Raw genomic sequence first — 13,599 nt, 5'->3', positions numbered from 1 at the left:
GTACCTCCCTGTTCACGGTGTCACCACCACTTTTCCCTGGGCCGTTTTAGGATAGAACTCGCCGAAGAAGGGGTATTCCCCCGCCGGCAGTGGACCGATGAAAATGATCGCCTTGTGATGGCCGGGGATCACCTTTTCCCGGTTGAGTTCGTAGCTCTCGAATTCTTCCGGGGTACTGTCCTCGTTAATCACCAGCAGCTTGACCTTGGTGTCAACCGGGACGGGCACGGTGTCGGGAAAGAACAAATGGTCCTTGATCCTGATCTCGATGACCGGTGTGCCCGCTGTACTGATGGTTGCCCAGAGTACAGACAGCCCCACCAGCAGGCAGTGCAGTGTTTTGCGCAGTGGTTTAATGATGTTGATCATCCCTGGCCTTGTTAAAGAAAATGATAAAGGCCGCACCACTGTCAAAGCTGGACGGGGCGATACTGGCGCGGGCGTGGTGCAGGTCGGCAATGTGCCGGACAATGGTCAATCCCAGTCCGCAACCCTGGGTGGAGGCGACTTCACGTTTGTTGTTCAGGCGCTGAAAGCGTTCAAACACTCGGCTGTAGTCCGTCGGGGATATGCCGGCTCCGGAATCCTCTACCTTCAGGCACACATGGTTGCCGACAGGTTCCGCGGTAACCCGCACGGAGCCCGCTTCTGGCGTGTACTTGTTGGCGTTGCTGAGCAGGTTCTGCAGCAGGGTGGTGAGGGCAAAGGGGTCGCCTTCCACGAAGCAGTCCTCCCCCACCAGCTCCAGCAGTTGCTGTTTTTTCTCAAAGTCCTCGTGCTGGCCGGCGATCACCTCCTGGGCCAGCTGGTACAGATTGAGACGGGTGAAATTGCGCGAGAACTCCTCCGGCGTCGAGCGATACAGCGACAGCAGCTGTTCCACCAGGTGCTGCATGCGCTCCACCCCGGCCTCCAGCTGGGCAAAGGCCTCATTGCCGGGGGGAACCTCGTCCCGCAGGTTGTGCAACTGGACCTTGAGGGCGCTGATCGGCGTGCGCAACTCGTGGGCGGCGTCGGCGGTGAAACGCTTTTCCCGGTCGAGCGCTGAGCCCAGGCGATGCATCAGCGCGTTGATGGAATGGTTAACCTGCTCCAACTCGCTTTTCAGGTCGGGTATTTCAATGGCTGCCAGGTCGTTGGCCTGTTTGTTTTTTAACTGTTCAGAGAGATCCCGCAGGGGTTTCAAACCGCGACTGACGATCAGCCAGATCAACAGTCCCGCCAGGGGGATGCCGAGCAGAATAGGCAGCACCGCCTGGGCGATGACATTTTCCGCCAGCGCATAGCGCAAATCGGTGCGCTCCGCGGCGATCACCCAGTTGTCGTCGGAAGTGTCGTAGTACACCAGGGTGCGCCAGCGGTAGCCATCGAAATTGGCGTGCCCAAAACCCGGTGAGAAATCGCTTATGGGTTTCGTCAGAGAGGTGGAAGAGAGCGCCACCAGTTTATTGTCGTGCCAGACCTGGTAGGCCAGGTTGCTCTGGTGGGCCAGCCTGGACTGGAGGAGGCCGGTATGCAGGTTGGCGATCAGCTCGACGGTTTGATAGAGCTGCCGGTCGAATAGCTGTTCCGCCTCATTCAGGCTGGAACGGTAGCCCTGTAGCGCCGCCACAAAGTTGAACAGGGTCAGTACCGCCAGGATGGCGGCAATCAGGAAGAGGCGGATAGACCTCACAGGCGGTTGACCTTGTAGCCAACCCCGCGCACGGTCTTGATGAAGTCGGCGCCAAGTTTTTTCCTGAGGTGGTGGATGTGGACTTCCAGGGCATTGCTGCACACCTCTTCATCCCAGCTGTAGAGGCGGGCTTCCAGTGTGCTCCGGGTCAGGATCTTGCCGGCATTTTCCATCAGGCTTTTCAGCAGCATGTATTCCTTGCGGGATAACTCCTGTCGTTCCTCCCGGTAGAACACCGACTGGCTGGCGGTGTCCAGGGATACGTCGCCGAGGGTGATGTAGTTGGATTTCACCGTGCCCAGGCGCCGTTCCAGCACCCGCAGTCGAGCCAGCAGCTCGGTCATTTCAAAGGGCTTGGCCAGGTAGTCGTCGGCGCCGGAGTCGAGTCCGGCCACCTTGTCGTCCACCGAGTCCCGGGCGGTCAGCAGCAGCACCGGCAGGGTGGCCAGTTTCTCGCGTATTTTCTGCAACACCTTAAGGCCATCCATGTCCGGTAGCCCCAGGTCGAGAATAATGATATCCGGCGGTTCGACGGCCACCACGTGCAGACAGGCGTCACCGGTCTCCACGTGATTAACGGAATAGCCCTGCTTGGCCAGGGCGGTCTGGAGGCCGCGGGCTAACGGACCATCGTCTTCAACCAACAATATTTGCATCAGCTGCAGTAGGGCCTGTTCACATCCATTGAGTTGTCCCTGTTGTGACTAAAAAGCCACCAATTTAGGCGCGAGGAATATAGTTTGGTCATTCCAAATGAGTGAGAGCCTGCCCCGCGAGCGGAGCGAGTGCTTTGGGTGCGAGCAACGCCAAGTGGTGGCTTTTTAGCCGCAACCCGAAGGGCTGGGGCCATTTTCCCGCCCAGCGTTGTTATCAGTCGATCAAATAGAACCACTATTTTCACTCCTTCTGCCTAGCCGGACGAAAAAATGACCTCCAGCAGTGATAATTCAATGGGTGTGAACAGGCCCTAGTCCTTGAGCTTTTTCTCGGCAGTTGCCAGGGCGTCACTGATCTCCTGTTGCCGTCCGCTATCCGCCAGCGGACGGCTGGGCCGGGGCGGCGCATTGCGGGCCTTGAGGAGATAGTTTTTTGCCTCGGCGTAACGTTTCTGCTTGAGCAGATAGTCACCGAAAAAGTAGTTGCTATCAATACCGTTGGGATTGATGGTCAGCGCCTTGCGCAGCAGTTCTTCGGCTTTCTTGTCGTCGCCAAAGCCGATCGGCCAGCCGGGGACATTAAAATACAGGGTGCCGAGGCTGGTGTAGGCGGAGCCATCCAGTGCCTGCGGGTCGATTTCCATGGCCGCCTCCAGATCCGCCTTGGAGGACTTGGCCAGCCCCAGGGCGCCGAGACCGCCCTTGGCACCGGCATGGGTGGATTTGATGATGCCGCGCCAGATCAGCGGTGCCGCATCGCCAGGATAGGTGGAGACGACCCGGTCTGCATCCGCGGTCAGGGATTCAAAGGCGGCCACCTGGGCCTTGCCCTGCAGCTGGTAATTAACCTCTGCCCAGCGATGTTGCAGGGAACTGATGTCTTCGTTGACGCCTGCCCAGAGGTTGTTGGCGGGCAGGGCAAACAGGGTGGCTGCGGCCGTCAGTACGGCGGATAACCGTCGATTCATCACAATGCTCTCCATTTAAAAGGGGTTATTTCGACTCGAGCTGGTGCTCGGCGTATTGTTTGATAACGGGAATTTTTTTCACCAGGGCGCTGTGGACGATGCCGGGAAACAGGGCGTTGATGCGCACAAACAGTTTCTCCGGCCAGCCCATGTAATGCTGGTGGCGATTGGACGTCACCAGCTGGACCAGCGCCTCCGCCACCTGCTGTGGCGAATCGGTTTTGTTGCCGAGCGCCAGGTTGAGGGCGGTGACGGCATCGGAATTCAGGTTGGTGGCCGTGGCTCTGGGCGCCAGGTAAAACACTTTCACGGAGGTGTCCGCCAGCTCCCGGCGCAGGGCTTCGGAAAAGCCCCGCAGCCCGAATTTACTGGCGCAGTAGCTGGCAAAGCCGGGGTGGCCAATGCTGCCGAAGGTGGAGCCGACATTGACGATGGCCGACTCCGGCCGACCTTTCAACAGCGGAATCAGGCGCCGGGTGAGCAGCATCGGGGACAGCAGGTTGGTGATGACCGTCTGTTCGATGACGGTTTCCGGTTGCTGTTCGAACAGCTGGAAATCCAGGATGCCCGCCAGATTCACCAGCAGGTCGATGGGACCGAACTGCACCGCGTGCTGCTCGATCAGTTGTCGACCGCTGTCGCTGGCGATATCGGCCACCACCGGATGATGCTCGCCGGGCAGTCGACGCGCGAGAGCTTGCAGGCCTTCGGCTTGGCGGCCCACCAGCAACAGCCTGGCGCCCTGGTGCGCCAGGGCGGTGGCCACGGCGGCGCCGATGCCTCCGGAGGCGCCGGTCAAAACAATGGTGCTGTTTTTCAGGTTCATCTAAACAGCTCCATCAGGCCGCCTGGGGGATGCCGTGGTCGCTGTGCAGGGAGCGGAAAATATCCCCGTAGAGGCGGTAGAACATTTTTGCCGAGTGAATGATCTGGGCCTGCTCCGCCGGCGATTCGATCCGATTCATCAGATTCTCGAAGAATTTAATGTGTTGCTGGTCCAGTGAGCCGTGGGAATACATGTAGGAGAAGGCCTGTTGCGGCAGCTTGAGGGTTGCGCGGATCTTGTCGGCGGCGTTTTCGGCGATGCTGACACTGGTGCCTTCCAGCACCTGCACCATGCCGAAAAAGCCGATCGGATTGATACGGTTGACGGTGTCGTAGGCGTAGGCAACCATCAATTCCGTTTCCGGGTGCGGGGTGCTGTGGCGCACGATTTCCTTGTCATAGCCGCAGGCGGCAATGTCGTTGAGTATCCATTCCTGGTGACCCACTTCCTCTTCGATGTATTCCGCCACGGCATCGCGGAGCCACTCCTTGTCTTCCGGCAGCCTCGATCCCACCGCCATCAGCAGCGGCGTGGTGTGCTTGACGTGGTGGTAGGCCTGTTCCAGGAAAGCGACGTAATCGTCGAGGGTAATGTCGCCCGCCAGCGCCTGTTGAATGATCGGTGCGCTCAGCAGTTGTTGGCGCTCGGCGGTGGTTGCTTCGGTCAATTGGTCAAAGAAAGCCATGGTCTCGCTCTGGTTGCTGTCAGGTTTACATGGGGGCTGTAGTGATCGACAAATGTTCGCCAGTTGGCGCCGGTCAGGTCGGGCATATGGCGGCGCAATTGCAACACATCGCGTTTCGATGCCCGGGCAACCGTCAGCTTGCGGCGACATTTTTCCAGGTCGATCAGCGCGACCTCCACATCGTTGCTATTTCCCGCAACGGGTTTGAAAAATACGTGCTTGTCGTAGAGGCAGCCGTGCTGCCAGCGACCGTTGTGCAGCCGGGCCAGGGTTTCCCCCAGCCGGGCGTAGATATGGTTTAACAATTGTTGCCTGGCGGGGCCATCTGGCTCGCTGGCATACCATTCTTCCACAGACCGATAGCCGGGCAATTCGCGGGTCACCAGCAGGGATCGCGGCTTGTCCCCGCCGCGGCGCACCTGGCAGAAAACGATTTCCGGTGCGGCCACCCCTAACTGTCGGCAGATTTCCAGGCGATGGGCCTCGCGCACAATGGTGGGGCAACCCAGCGGGTGTCTCAGGTTGCGGAAAAGGTGGCCGACCTGTCTTTTGACGTAATAGGTTTGCCCCTTTAGCTGGCAGCGCTTGACGCCACTTTCACCGCCGCGGCGCCGGTTGGGTTCTTCCACCCAATCACCCTGCAATTGCCACCAGTCGTCAAATGAGAGCGGGGCCCTGGCTGTATCACGGGGCGTTGAAAGGCTGTTCATTATTATGTTCCTTACGCAATGTGTACATTCGCCACATAGCATAACCCGGCATGAAGTCCCGGTGATTGATAATACTGAAATTGGCTTCCCGGAACTCGGATTCAATTTGCTGGCGGCTGACCACAAAGCGATTCTGGTTGGCATCGCGACCTTTGCGGGCGGCCCTTTTTTCTTCCAGGCGTTTGCGGCGCCAGGCCTTGACGTTGCCATCCACCCAGAGGGAGAGGATAACCGTGCCCCGGGTCACGCGATGAAACTCTTGCAACATGGCCAGGCGGTGACGGTGGTCGGCGATGTGGTGCATCAGGCGCATGCAGAAGATGCTGTCGACGGAGGCGTCGCCCATGTCGATGGCAAAAGCAGAGGTTTTGAAGGGCACCACCCGATCGGTGATGTATTCCGGTTGGCTGGTCATGGCCACTTGCAGCATGTCGGCGGAGTTGTCGGCGGCATAAATCCGCCGACGGCTGTTTTCAGCCAACAGGGGCCAGAATCTTCCCGCGCCGCAGGGCAGATCCAGCACCGTTTCGGGATTGCCGGCATCCGTCAGGGAGTGGCGCGCCAACTCGACTTCGCGCCAGTTTGAAAGCCTCCTGGCCAGGGTCTCGTGATGCTTGAGATAGTATTGCTCGGCGTGGTCGCGGTCGTACTTCTCTGAAAAGGAGAGTGCCACGGGCGGGTTTGCGGGAGCGGTGGCGCTTCCCTGGGTAGCCTCGTGCAAGTCCAGTGTCGGCATCCTGAGATTTGTCATGCACTCTGCTCCTTCAATTCAGCATCGTAGAGCCCCGCGATCAGGGCGGCGTAATAATCGGCAATGGCAGCACGTCTGGGTCTGCCGTTATCGGTAATCAGTGACGGGTTGGTGGTGAGCGGCGCGGGAAAGCGAAGCCAATTGCCGATACGGGCATAATCCGGCAGTCGCTGGTTGATCTCGTCAATGGCCTGTTGAATCTGTGCCGTACTGATATTGCTTTGACGGGCTGTCAGCAGGGCCACGCAATGGGGTCTCGCTTCGCCGAACACCACGAATTCACAGAACATGGGGTTGTCGAGAAACTCGGATTCGATCCACTCGGGATTTATATTGCGGCCATAGCTTGAAATGATCAGGTTCTTGCGGCGACCGTTGATATGCAGGAAACCCCGCTCGTCCAGGTAGCCCAGATCGCCGGTATAAATGGCCTGGTTGCCCCAGCTTGCCGGGTCGTTGACGTAGCCGAGCATGGGGTTGCCGGTCACCACCACTTCGGCGTCGATAATGCGGATACCGAGGTGGGGCAAAGGTCTGCCACAGCTGCCCGGTTGATGGTTGCCGGGGGTGTTGAGGCTGACCACCGAGGCACACTCGGACAGCCCATAGCCCTCGTAGGCCGGTATGCCCAATTGCCGGGCGCGGTGCAACAGCGCTTCGGCGACGCGGCCGCCGCCGACAGCAACAAACTGCAGCGACTCGGGAACAGTCCATCCGGCGCCGGCGGCGGTCACCAGCAGCAACAACAGCTGCGGTGTGAGGATCAGGCTGTTAGGTTGATAGCGACTGATGGTGGCGGTCATGGTGGCGGCATTGACAGAGGAGCTGCCGCAGAAACCCAGTTCCCGCAGCGGCGGTACAATGATTTCACCCCCGGCCAGCAATGGCGCATAGATGCCGGCCACATTTTCCAGCAGGGTGCTGAGCGGCAACAGGCACAGGTGGCGCGGCCGCATTAACCCGACCGCATTGGCCAGCACTGCCGCCTGCTCCAGCAGTTGATAGTTGCTGAGGCAGACTCCCTTGGGGGTGCCGGTGGAACCGGAGGTGTAGGTAATCTTGCCGGTGCAGTGGGGCAGCAGGGCTGGCGGATGAATCTGGTCGACGCGGATGAGCTGTAGCTGGCCGCTGCCGGACAGCATCTCGGTGCTGAGGATATGGTCGAGAATGTTGGCCACCGCCGGATTGTCACTGATGATGGCGTCAACCGGCGTTTCCCGTAGTGCGTGTTTCAACTGGGCTATGGAAAAAAATGTCGGCAGTGGTAGCAGGCAGATGTCTGCCTGCTGGCAGGCCAGGTCGACAATCACCCAATCCAGGCCGTTGTCGGCATGCAGAGCCAGGTTGCGGATACCCAGGCTGGAAAATATCTCCACCAGTTGCCGACAGGCGGCAACCAGCTGAGCGCCGGTCATCTCGGTGCTGCCGTTTCGGGCGACTACCTGGCCCGGTTCGCAGAGGTATTCAAGCTGCGAAATAATGTTCGGCATCTTGTACTCCGTGCTGGATTTGGGCAGCCAATGTGTCGATACGATTGCAGTACAGTGCCAGGGTACCGCTCAGCATGCGCTTGGAAGCGATGACGTCCATGCCGTGATTCAGGTCGCCAACCACCACCAGTGGCTGGCTCTGGTAATAGCTGCCCCAGCGGTCGGCGTCGTCGTCGCTCAACCGGTCCGCGCTGGCTTCGGTGATCACCCGCAGTTCAAAACCCAGTCTGCAGATGGTCTTCCGCACCTGGGGTGTGGCGGTGAAGGTCAGCCAGCGAAATCCTGCGCGGTGCAGGGTGGCGGCCAACAGGATGAAGAGCAATTGGCTTGAGCCGCGCTGGGTGGCTGCGAGGTTGCCGATTTCGGCAATGCCGAGACGGCTCACGTCGGTATGGAAGGCGCGCCTGATCTCAGCCTCGATGGCATGGTCCAGATACTGCTCGAGAAAGAGCGGCTGTTCTGTCGCCGGGTTGATGCCGGTGACGGCGCTGAGCTGCCTGTTGCAGCTCAGTCCCAGGAACAGCGGCATGAAGGCCGAGACCCTGGCGTTATAGGTGGCTTCAAACTGGCGGGCGACATAGTTTTCGACAACAGCCCTGTCGCGGGAATACCGTCCGTGCAATGTCAGCTGGGGAGCCGGGTACAGCAGTTGTCGCAGGCTGCGGAACGAGTTGTCAGTGATCCTGGTGAGTTCGGCACCCATGGTTGTGCTGTGACTCATTTCCTTACCCTTTACTGGTGTATTGCCTAGCAGGGTAGCTGGCAATACTTAAGGAACCCTTAACGTTAAAAAAGGGTGGAAATAATTTCACTGCTGGCGTTGCGGCAGGGGTTGCGGCGAAAAGTTTTTGCTACAATCCGCGCCCGCGGCCAGGCGGCGCCAAATCCGCCGTCCGCCTGGGTCCGATGGACGTTTTACACGGGATACCCTCGTTGCTTTATTCCCTGCTGTTCGCCTTGCTGATCACGCTCAGCTCACTGGTCAGTGCCAAGTCGTTACCCGGTATTTTCCCGGATGATCAGCCGTCCTCCGAACACCATTCTGTGCTGGTCAAATTCAGTTTTGACGACCACGACGAACCGCTGCTGTCTTTGGCGGAAGAGCTGTCACTTTCAGTTGCTCCGTTTCCTGAACTGGTTGCGGAGGCGCATGGTTCCCCACCACAAAGCGCCATTTATCAACTGAATGGCATTCGCGCACCGCCCCATTGATTCCCGTCAAGTATCGGCCTGCCCGACATCTGTAGGCTTCGCCCCCGGCCTATTTCCAGCTTGCGCTTGAATAATTGATTGCCATTCCGGTTGGCGGTGCCCCCAGTAGTTGTTTTCTGTGCGCAACAAATAGGTGCTGGCAGGTATTACGCCGCTATTCGCGGTGTCGTTTTGACGAAGCTGTTAACGATTACTACCCCCCATCCAACCTCTTGTATATGGAGTTTTCGAATGTATGAACTGACAGACCCTATGATTGTGGCAGGGTCGATACTGGTGCTCACATTTCTCGGCATTTTCACCGAACACGTGCACGGCTATAACCGCGCCAAGTTCGCCATGGCCGGTGCCGGTGCGATCATCATTGCCGGCCAGATCTTTGGTTTTTACTCCCCTGAACTGGCTTTACATGCCATCGACTGGAACGTGGTGTTCCTGCTTGCCATCATGATGATCGTGGTGTCCATCATGATCAGTACCGGCGGCTTTGAGCATATGGCCGAGTACCTGGCCAAACAGAGTGGCGGCTCCCAGTTGCGCTTGATGATTTTCCTGGGCACGGCGGTGACCGTGATTTCACTGCTGCTGGATAACGTGACCACGGTCATCATCTTTGGCCCGTTGATTATTCTGATTTGTCAGTCCATGGGGGTGTCACCCATTCCCTACCTGCTGGCGGCGGCGCTGCTGTCCGATACCGGTGGTGTGGCGACGCTGGTGGGTGACCCGCCGAACCTGATGATCGGCTCCGCAGCGGGCATCGACTTCAATACCTTCATTATCCATATGGGGCCGCCGGTGGCGCTGGCCTGGGTTGCGATTTTGATAGCCATGAAGTTCCTGTTTCCCAAGGAGCTTGCGATTCCCTGTGGCAAGTTTGAGTCGGTAGCGCGCTACAAAAACAAGCGCCTGTGGCAAAAATCCCTGGTGGTCATGGCGATGATGGTGGTCCTGTTCGTTTTCCACACAAAACTGGGTTGGGAGCCCTGGATGGTGGCGGCGATTGCCCTGACCATTCTGGTTTTTCTGTCCCGCAAGGTGGACCTGGACAAGGTTACCGGACACCTAGAGACCCCGCTGCTGATGTTCTTTATCGCGCTGTTTATCCTGATCGGCGGCGTGGAAAAAAGCGGCTTGCTGGAGCTGATTGGTGAGCAGTTCAAACCGATCATCATTGAACACCCCCTGGGTGCGGCATTGTTGCTGCTGTGGGTGGCGGCGATCCTGTCCGCACTGATCGACAACATTCCCTTCACTGCCGCCATGATTCCGGTGCTGGCCGGCCTGCAACACCAGGGTGTCAATGTCAGTGTGATGTGGTGGGCACTGGCCATGGGCGTGGGCATGGGCGGCAATGGTTCCCACATCGGTTCCACCGCCAATGTCTATATCGTGACGATTTCCGAGCGGCTGGCCAAGCAGACCGGCAACCCGGCACTGGCGATTACGCCGAGCCTGTGGTTCCGCAAGGGCACACCGGCCATGCTGCTGACCCTGATGCTCTGCACCGTCTTTATCTGGCTCGGCTACGACTACCTCTATGTGGATGGTCTGGGCCACTGATGGCGAGCGGGGAGGGGTCTCCGGACCCTTCCCGCGACAGCGATAACGTTAAATTTGGCCGCTGGATAGCTGTGCAATGTGCAGCTATCCAGCGGCCTTTTTTATGGCGGAAGAAAAATTACTGCTAGCAATAACAGATATTTACGGAGATAGCTGATAGATCGAATCAGTATTGATAGCCACGGGGAGGCGCTGGCTGAGGAACTATACTGAATACTGAAGTAATCTGAGAGAGTGAGAGGTGCTATGTCATGGGTGTCTCTTCCGTACTGGCTGACTATCTCAGCCAGAACCATATTAATTACGAAATACTGAAGCATGCGCAGACGTGCAGTTCGCTGGCCACCGCCCGGGAGGCGCATGTGCCGGCGGAGAAGCTGGCCAAGGCGGTGATCGTAAAACAGGATGACCGCTATGCCATGTGTGTTATTCCGGCTTCCCATAAGCTGGTTTTGGAATGGTTGGAATACGGCCGCCAGCACGGCTACGAGATCGCCGAGGAGGCGGAGTTGCGCCATATGTTCCCCGATTGTGACGAGGGGGCGATTCCCGGTCTCGGTGAGGCCTTTCATATGGATGTGATGGTCGACAATACGTTGCTGGATAACGGGCTGGATGTCTACATTGAAGGTGGTGATCACAACCACCTGTTGCACATCAGCCACAAGGATTTTACGAGGCTCATGGCCAATGCCTGGCCGGCGCCGATCAGTTGCCTGCGCGACGGGCAGGGCGATAAACCCTGTCTTTGGGCACCGCCCGAAGACGGGTAATATCGAACCTGCTCGCCTGCCAACACGGGGGGGTGGTCCCCATTCCCATTCCCCCGTTCTTTGTCTTCCCCATGGTTTGAGATCAACGCGCCACCCTGGTCGGTGGGCGCCTGTCATTGTGCCCGGGATCCCCCATTCGGGTATGGCCATCAACCGGGCATCAATGGTTGAATGGCGATGGAAACTGATTCTGTCAGGAGTGCTCAATGTCAGTGGTATTTACCCCCCGGCAATTGCGCGATCGTATTCGCTACGGTGAGTACGACGGCAACACCTCGGGACAGTGTCCCGGCTACGTGCAGGGCAACGTGGTAATTTTGCCCGCCGACTGGGCGGGGGAATTCCTGCAATTCTGCCAGTTTAATCCGCGACCTTGCCCGCTGATCGGGATGTCCCGGGCGGGCGATTACAGCCTGCCGGAACTGGGGGCGGATCTGGATATCCGTACGGATATTCCCCGCTACCGCATCTTCCATCATGGAGAACTGATCAGCGAGGTGCGGGATATCGTCAACCACTGGCGGGATGATCTGGTGACCTTTGTACTCGGTTGTTCCTTTTCCTTTGAGGAGGCGCTGCTCGCCGACGGCCTGGAAGTGCGCAACCTCAGCGAAGGGGTCAATGTGCCCATGTATCGCACCCATATCCCGTGCCGCTCCGCCGGGCGCTTCAGCGGCAACATGGTGGTCAGTATGCGGCCGATGGTTGCCGCGGATGCCATTCGCGCGATACAGATTTGCACCCGCTTCCCCTCCGTGCACGGCGCCCCTGTGCACATGGGGGACCCCGCGCTGATTGGCATCGATGATATCGATCACCCGGATTTTGGCGATGCCGTCAGCATCCGGCCGGGAGAGCTGCCCCTGTTCTGGGCCTGTGGTGTGACACCCCAGGTGGCACTGGAACAGGCGCGCCCGCCATTTTGTATTACCCACAGTCCGGGCTGTATGCTGGTGACCGATTTGCCCAACAGCAAGTTGGCGGTACTCTGAAACCGAGGATGGAGAGTGATCTGATATGCCGTTGTGGTTAAACGCCGATCTCGGTGAAGGTGTTGGGGTGGACGAGGCGGTGATGCCTCACATCCACCTGGCCAATATCGCCTGTGGTTTCCACGCCGGTGACCAGCTGGCGATGCAGCAGACCCTGGCACTGGCAGCACAACACGGGGTAACGGTGGGTGCCCACCCCAGTTATCAGGATCGGGAGGGCTTTGGTCGCCGCTCCATGCCGCATACCGCTACAGAAATAGCGGCGCTGTTGCACTACCAGATTGCCGCCCTCGATGGCATGGCCCGCTCCCGGGGCATGTCCATCGACTATGTGAAGCCCCACGGCGCCCTGTACAACGACATGATGGCCGATGAGAAAGTGCGGCGTGCGGTGATGGATGCCGTGGCCAGTTTTTATCGCCCCCTGCGGTTGATGTTGCTGGCCACACCCGAGGCGGCGTTACACCGCCGCGAAGCGGCCCAGGCGGGCATTGATCTCTGGTTCGAGGCGTTTGCCGACCGGGGCTACGGTGACAATGGCCTGCTGTTGCCGCGCTCGGTGATGGGGGCGGTGCACGGCCCGGAGCAAACCCTGGCGCAGGTGGCGCAGTTAAAGCGGGAGGGCAGCGTCACCACACTGGGCGGCCGGAAACTGATACTGGCACCGGATACCCTCTGCGTGCACGGAGATAACCCGGACAGCGTCGCCCTCATTCGCCGGATCAGGGAGCTGGTCGAGCAGTGAAAATGGTGCCGGCGGGCGAGAACGCACTGATGATCTATTTTGCAGAGCAACTCAGCCCCCAGGTGGCCGACCGGGTGCACCGGGCGGTGGCGTTGCTGGAGCAGGCGCTCGGCGATCTGTTGATTGACCTAATTCCCTCCTATGCCTCGCTACTGGTACTTTTCGATCTCTACCGCATCGATATGGCGTCATTATCCCGACAGATTACCGCCGTGCTCGAGGATATGCCCGACAGCGCTGAGCTCTCCGGAAAACGGGTGGAATTGCCGGTTTACTACAGCCTGGAATCAGGCCCCGACCTGGAGGCCATCGCCCGCCGGGCCAACCTCAGTGTCGATGAGGTGGTGGCGTTGCACCAGGCACAGGAATACCGGGTGTATGCAATCGGTTTTGCGCCGGGGTTTGCCTACCTCGGCGAGGTGGACGAGCGCATTGCCGCCCCGCGCCTGGCGACGCCGAGAGCCCAGGTGGCCCGGGGCAGTGTCGGCATCGCCGCGCGCCAGACGGCGGTTTATCCCGCCCCGTCTCCCGGGGGCTGGAACCTGATCGGGCG

Annotated in this window: 16 protein-coding genes; 6 read left to right on the top strand and 10 right to left on the bottom strand. The window is 59.1% G+C overall.

Annotated elements, in window-relative coordinates; translation table 11 throughout:
- Window positions 1-12: 12 nt before the first annotated feature.
- The 10 genes from ABY948_RS02400 to ABY948_RS02355 form a co-directional block, all read right to left on the bottom strand.
- The gene (locus ABY948_RS02400; RefSeq protein ID WP_461480911.1) at window positions 13-369 is read right to left on the bottom strand and encodes a cupredoxin domain-containing protein; all 357 of its coding nucleotides are present in this window, start codon (window positions 367-369) and stop codon (window positions 13-15) included.
- On the bottom strand, window positions 353-1,675 hold the full coding sequence (locus tag ABY948_RS02395) for an ATP-binding protein (RefSeq protein WP_461480910.1): 1,323 nt from the start codon (window positions 1,673-1,675) through the stop codon (window positions 353-355). Before ABY948_RS02395 ends, ABY948_RS02400 begins: the two co-directional genes overlap by 17 nt.
- The gene (locus ABY948_RS02390) at window positions 1,672-2,331 is read right to left on the bottom strand and encodes a response regulator (RefSeq protein WP_461480909.1); all 660 of its coding nucleotides are present in this window, start codon (window positions 2,329-2,331) and stop codon (window positions 1,672-1,674) included. Before ABY948_RS02390 ends, ABY948_RS02395 begins: the two co-directional genes overlap by 4 nt.
- A 311-nt stretch (window positions 2,332-2,642) precedes the next feature.
- Window positions 2,643-3,299: a tetratricopeptide repeat protein gene (locus ABY948_RS02385; RefSeq protein WP_461480908.1), complete on the bottom strand. Its 657-nt coding sequence runs from the start codon at window positions 3,297-3,299 to the stop codon at window positions 2,643-2,645.
- A 25-nt stretch (window positions 3,300-3,324) separates the two neighbouring features.
- Window positions 3,325-4,125 (bottom strand): SDR family oxidoreductase, encoded by an 801-nt coding sequence (locus ABY948_RS02380; RefSeq protein ID WP_461480907.1) that lies wholly within the window; start codon window positions 4,123-4,125, stop codon window positions 3,325-3,327.
- A 13-nt stretch (window positions 4,126-4,138) separates the two neighbouring features.
- Window positions 4,139-4,810, bottom strand: coding sequence for a TenA family transcriptional regulator (locus ABY948_RS02375; RefSeq protein ID WP_461480906.1), 672 nt, complete (start codon window positions 4,808-4,810; stop codon window positions 4,139-4,141).
- Entirely contained in the window at window positions 4,789-5,520 is a 732-nt protein-coding gene (locus ABY948_RS02370) for a lipopolysaccharide kinase InaA family protein (RefSeq protein WP_461480905.1), read from the bottom strand. Before ABY948_RS02370 ends, ABY948_RS02375 begins: the two co-directional genes overlap by 22 nt.
- A complete protein-coding gene (locus ABY948_RS02365; RefSeq protein ID WP_461480904.1) occupies window positions 5,495-6,271 on the bottom strand; it encodes a class I SAM-dependent methyltransferase in 777 nt (258 codons plus the stop codon). Before ABY948_RS02365 ends, ABY948_RS02370 begins: the two co-directional genes overlap by 26 nt.
- Window positions 6,268-7,761 carry an AMP-binding protein gene (locus tag ABY948_RS02360; RefSeq protein WP_461480903.1) on the bottom strand — a complete coding sequence of 498 codons (1,494 nt, stop codon included), beginning with the start codon at window positions 7,759-7,761 and terminating at the stop codon, window positions 6,268-6,270. The genes ABY948_RS02365 and ABY948_RS02360 overlap by 4 nt, the downstream gene beginning before the upstream one ends.
- Window positions 7,736-8,482, bottom strand: a complete 747-nt coding sequence (locus tag ABY948_RS02355) for a thermostable hemolysin (protein WP_461480902.1) — start codon at window positions 8,480-8,482, stop codon at window positions 7,736-7,738. Before ABY948_RS02355 ends, ABY948_RS02360 begins: the two co-directional genes overlap by 26 nt.
- 212 nt (window positions 8,483-8,694) lie before the next feature.
- Between ABY948_RS02355 and ABY948_RS02350 the strand changes: the two genes are divergently transcribed.
- From ABY948_RS02350 to pxpB, 6 genes are all read left to right on the top strand, one after another.
- Window positions 8,695-8,973 (top strand): hypothetical protein, encoded by a 279-nt coding sequence (locus tag ABY948_RS02350; protein ID WP_461480901.1) that lies wholly within the window; start codon window positions 8,695-8,697, stop codon window positions 8,971-8,973.
- A 231-nt stretch (window positions 8,974-9,204) separates the two neighbouring features.
- A complete protein-coding gene (locus ABY948_RS02345; protein ID WP_461480900.1) occupies window positions 9,205-10,536 on the top strand; it encodes an ArsB/NhaD family transporter in 1,332 nt (443 codons plus the stop codon).
- A gap of 251 nt (window positions 10,537-10,787) precedes the next feature.
- A complete protein-coding gene (locus ABY948_RS02340) occupies window positions 10,788-11,309 on the top strand; it encodes an aminoacyl-tRNA deacylase (protein ID WP_461480899.1) in 522 nt (173 codons plus the stop codon).
- 206 nt (window positions 11,310-11,515) lie between these two features.
- Complete coding sequence (locus ABY948_RS02335; RefSeq protein ID WP_461480898.1) at window positions 11,516-12,301, top strand: putative hydro-lyase; 786 nt, start codon at window positions 11,516-11,518, stop codon at window positions 12,299-12,301.
- A 25-nt stretch (window positions 12,302-12,326) separates the two neighbouring features.
- Window positions 12,327-13,046: a 5-oxoprolinase subunit PxpA gene (locus tag ABY948_RS02330; RefSeq protein ID WP_461480897.1), complete on the top strand. Its 720-nt coding sequence runs from the start codon at window positions 12,327-12,329 to the stop codon at window positions 13,044-13,046.
- A 2-nt stretch (window positions 13,047-13,048) separates the two neighbouring features.
- The coding region (gene pxpB / locus ABY948_RS02325) for a 5-oxoprolinase subunit PxpB (protein WP_461480934.1) at window positions 13,049-13,599 on the top strand (551 nt) is incomplete at its 3' end.

It is taken from the genome of Porticoccus sp., assembly GCF_041592135.1.
In the GTDB taxonomy this organism is placed as follows: Bacteria; Pseudomonadota; Gammaproteobacteria; order Pseudomonadales; family Porticoccaceae; genus Porticoccus.
This window is presented reverse-complemented; position numbering and strand designations above follow the sequence as displayed.

Coding starts and splice junctions, on each gene's coding strand:
- ABY948_RS02400 (WP_461480911.1), bottom strand. CDS start 369: ATGATCAACATCATTAAACCACTGCGCAAAACACTGCACTGCCTGCTG.
- ABY948_RS02390 (WP_461480909.1), bottom strand. CDS start 2,331: ATGCAAATATTGTTGGTTGAAGACGATGGTCCGTTAGCCCGCGGCCTC.
- ABY948_RS02385 (WP_461480908.1), bottom strand. CDS start 3,299: ATGAATCGACGGTTATCCGCCGTACTGACGGCCGCAGCCACCCTGTTT.
- ABY948_RS02380 (WP_461480907.1), bottom strand. CDS start 4,125: ATGAACCTGAAAAACAGCACCATTGTTTTGACCGGCGCCTCCGGAGGC.
- ABY948_RS02375 (WP_461480906.1), bottom strand. CDS start 4,810: ATGGCTTTCTTTGACCAATTGACCGAAGCAACCACCGCCGAGCGCCAA.
- ABY948_RS02370 (WP_461480905.1), bottom strand. CDS start 5,520: ATGAACAGCCTTTCAACGCCCCGTGATACAGCCAGGGCCCCGCTCTCA.
- ABY948_RS02365 (WP_461480904.1), bottom strand. CDS start 6,271: ATGACAAATCTCAGGATGCCGACACTGGACTTGCACGAGGCTACCCAG.
- ABY948_RS02360 (WP_461480903.1), bottom strand. CDS start 7,761: ATGCCGAACATTATTTCGCAGCTTGAATACCTCTGCGAACCGGGCCAG.
- ABY948_RS02355 (WP_461480902.1), bottom strand. CDS start 8,482: ATGAGTCACAGCACAACCATGGGTGCCGAACTCACCAGGATCACTGAC.
- ABY948_RS02345 (WP_461480900.1), top strand. CDS start 9,205: ATGTATGAACTGACAGACCCTATGATTGTGGCAGGGTCGATACTGGTG.
- ABY948_RS02340 (WP_461480899.1), top strand. CDS start 10,788: ATGGGTGTCTCTTCCGTACTGGCTGACTATCTCAGCCAGAACCATATT.
- ABY948_RS02335 (WP_461480898.1), top strand. CDS start 11,516: ATGTCAGTGGTATTTACCCCCCGGCAATTGCGCGATCGTATTCGCTAC.
- ABY948_RS02330 (WP_461480897.1), top strand. CDS start 12,327: ATGCCGTTGTGGTTAAACGCCGATCTCGGTGAAGGTGTTGGGGTGGAC.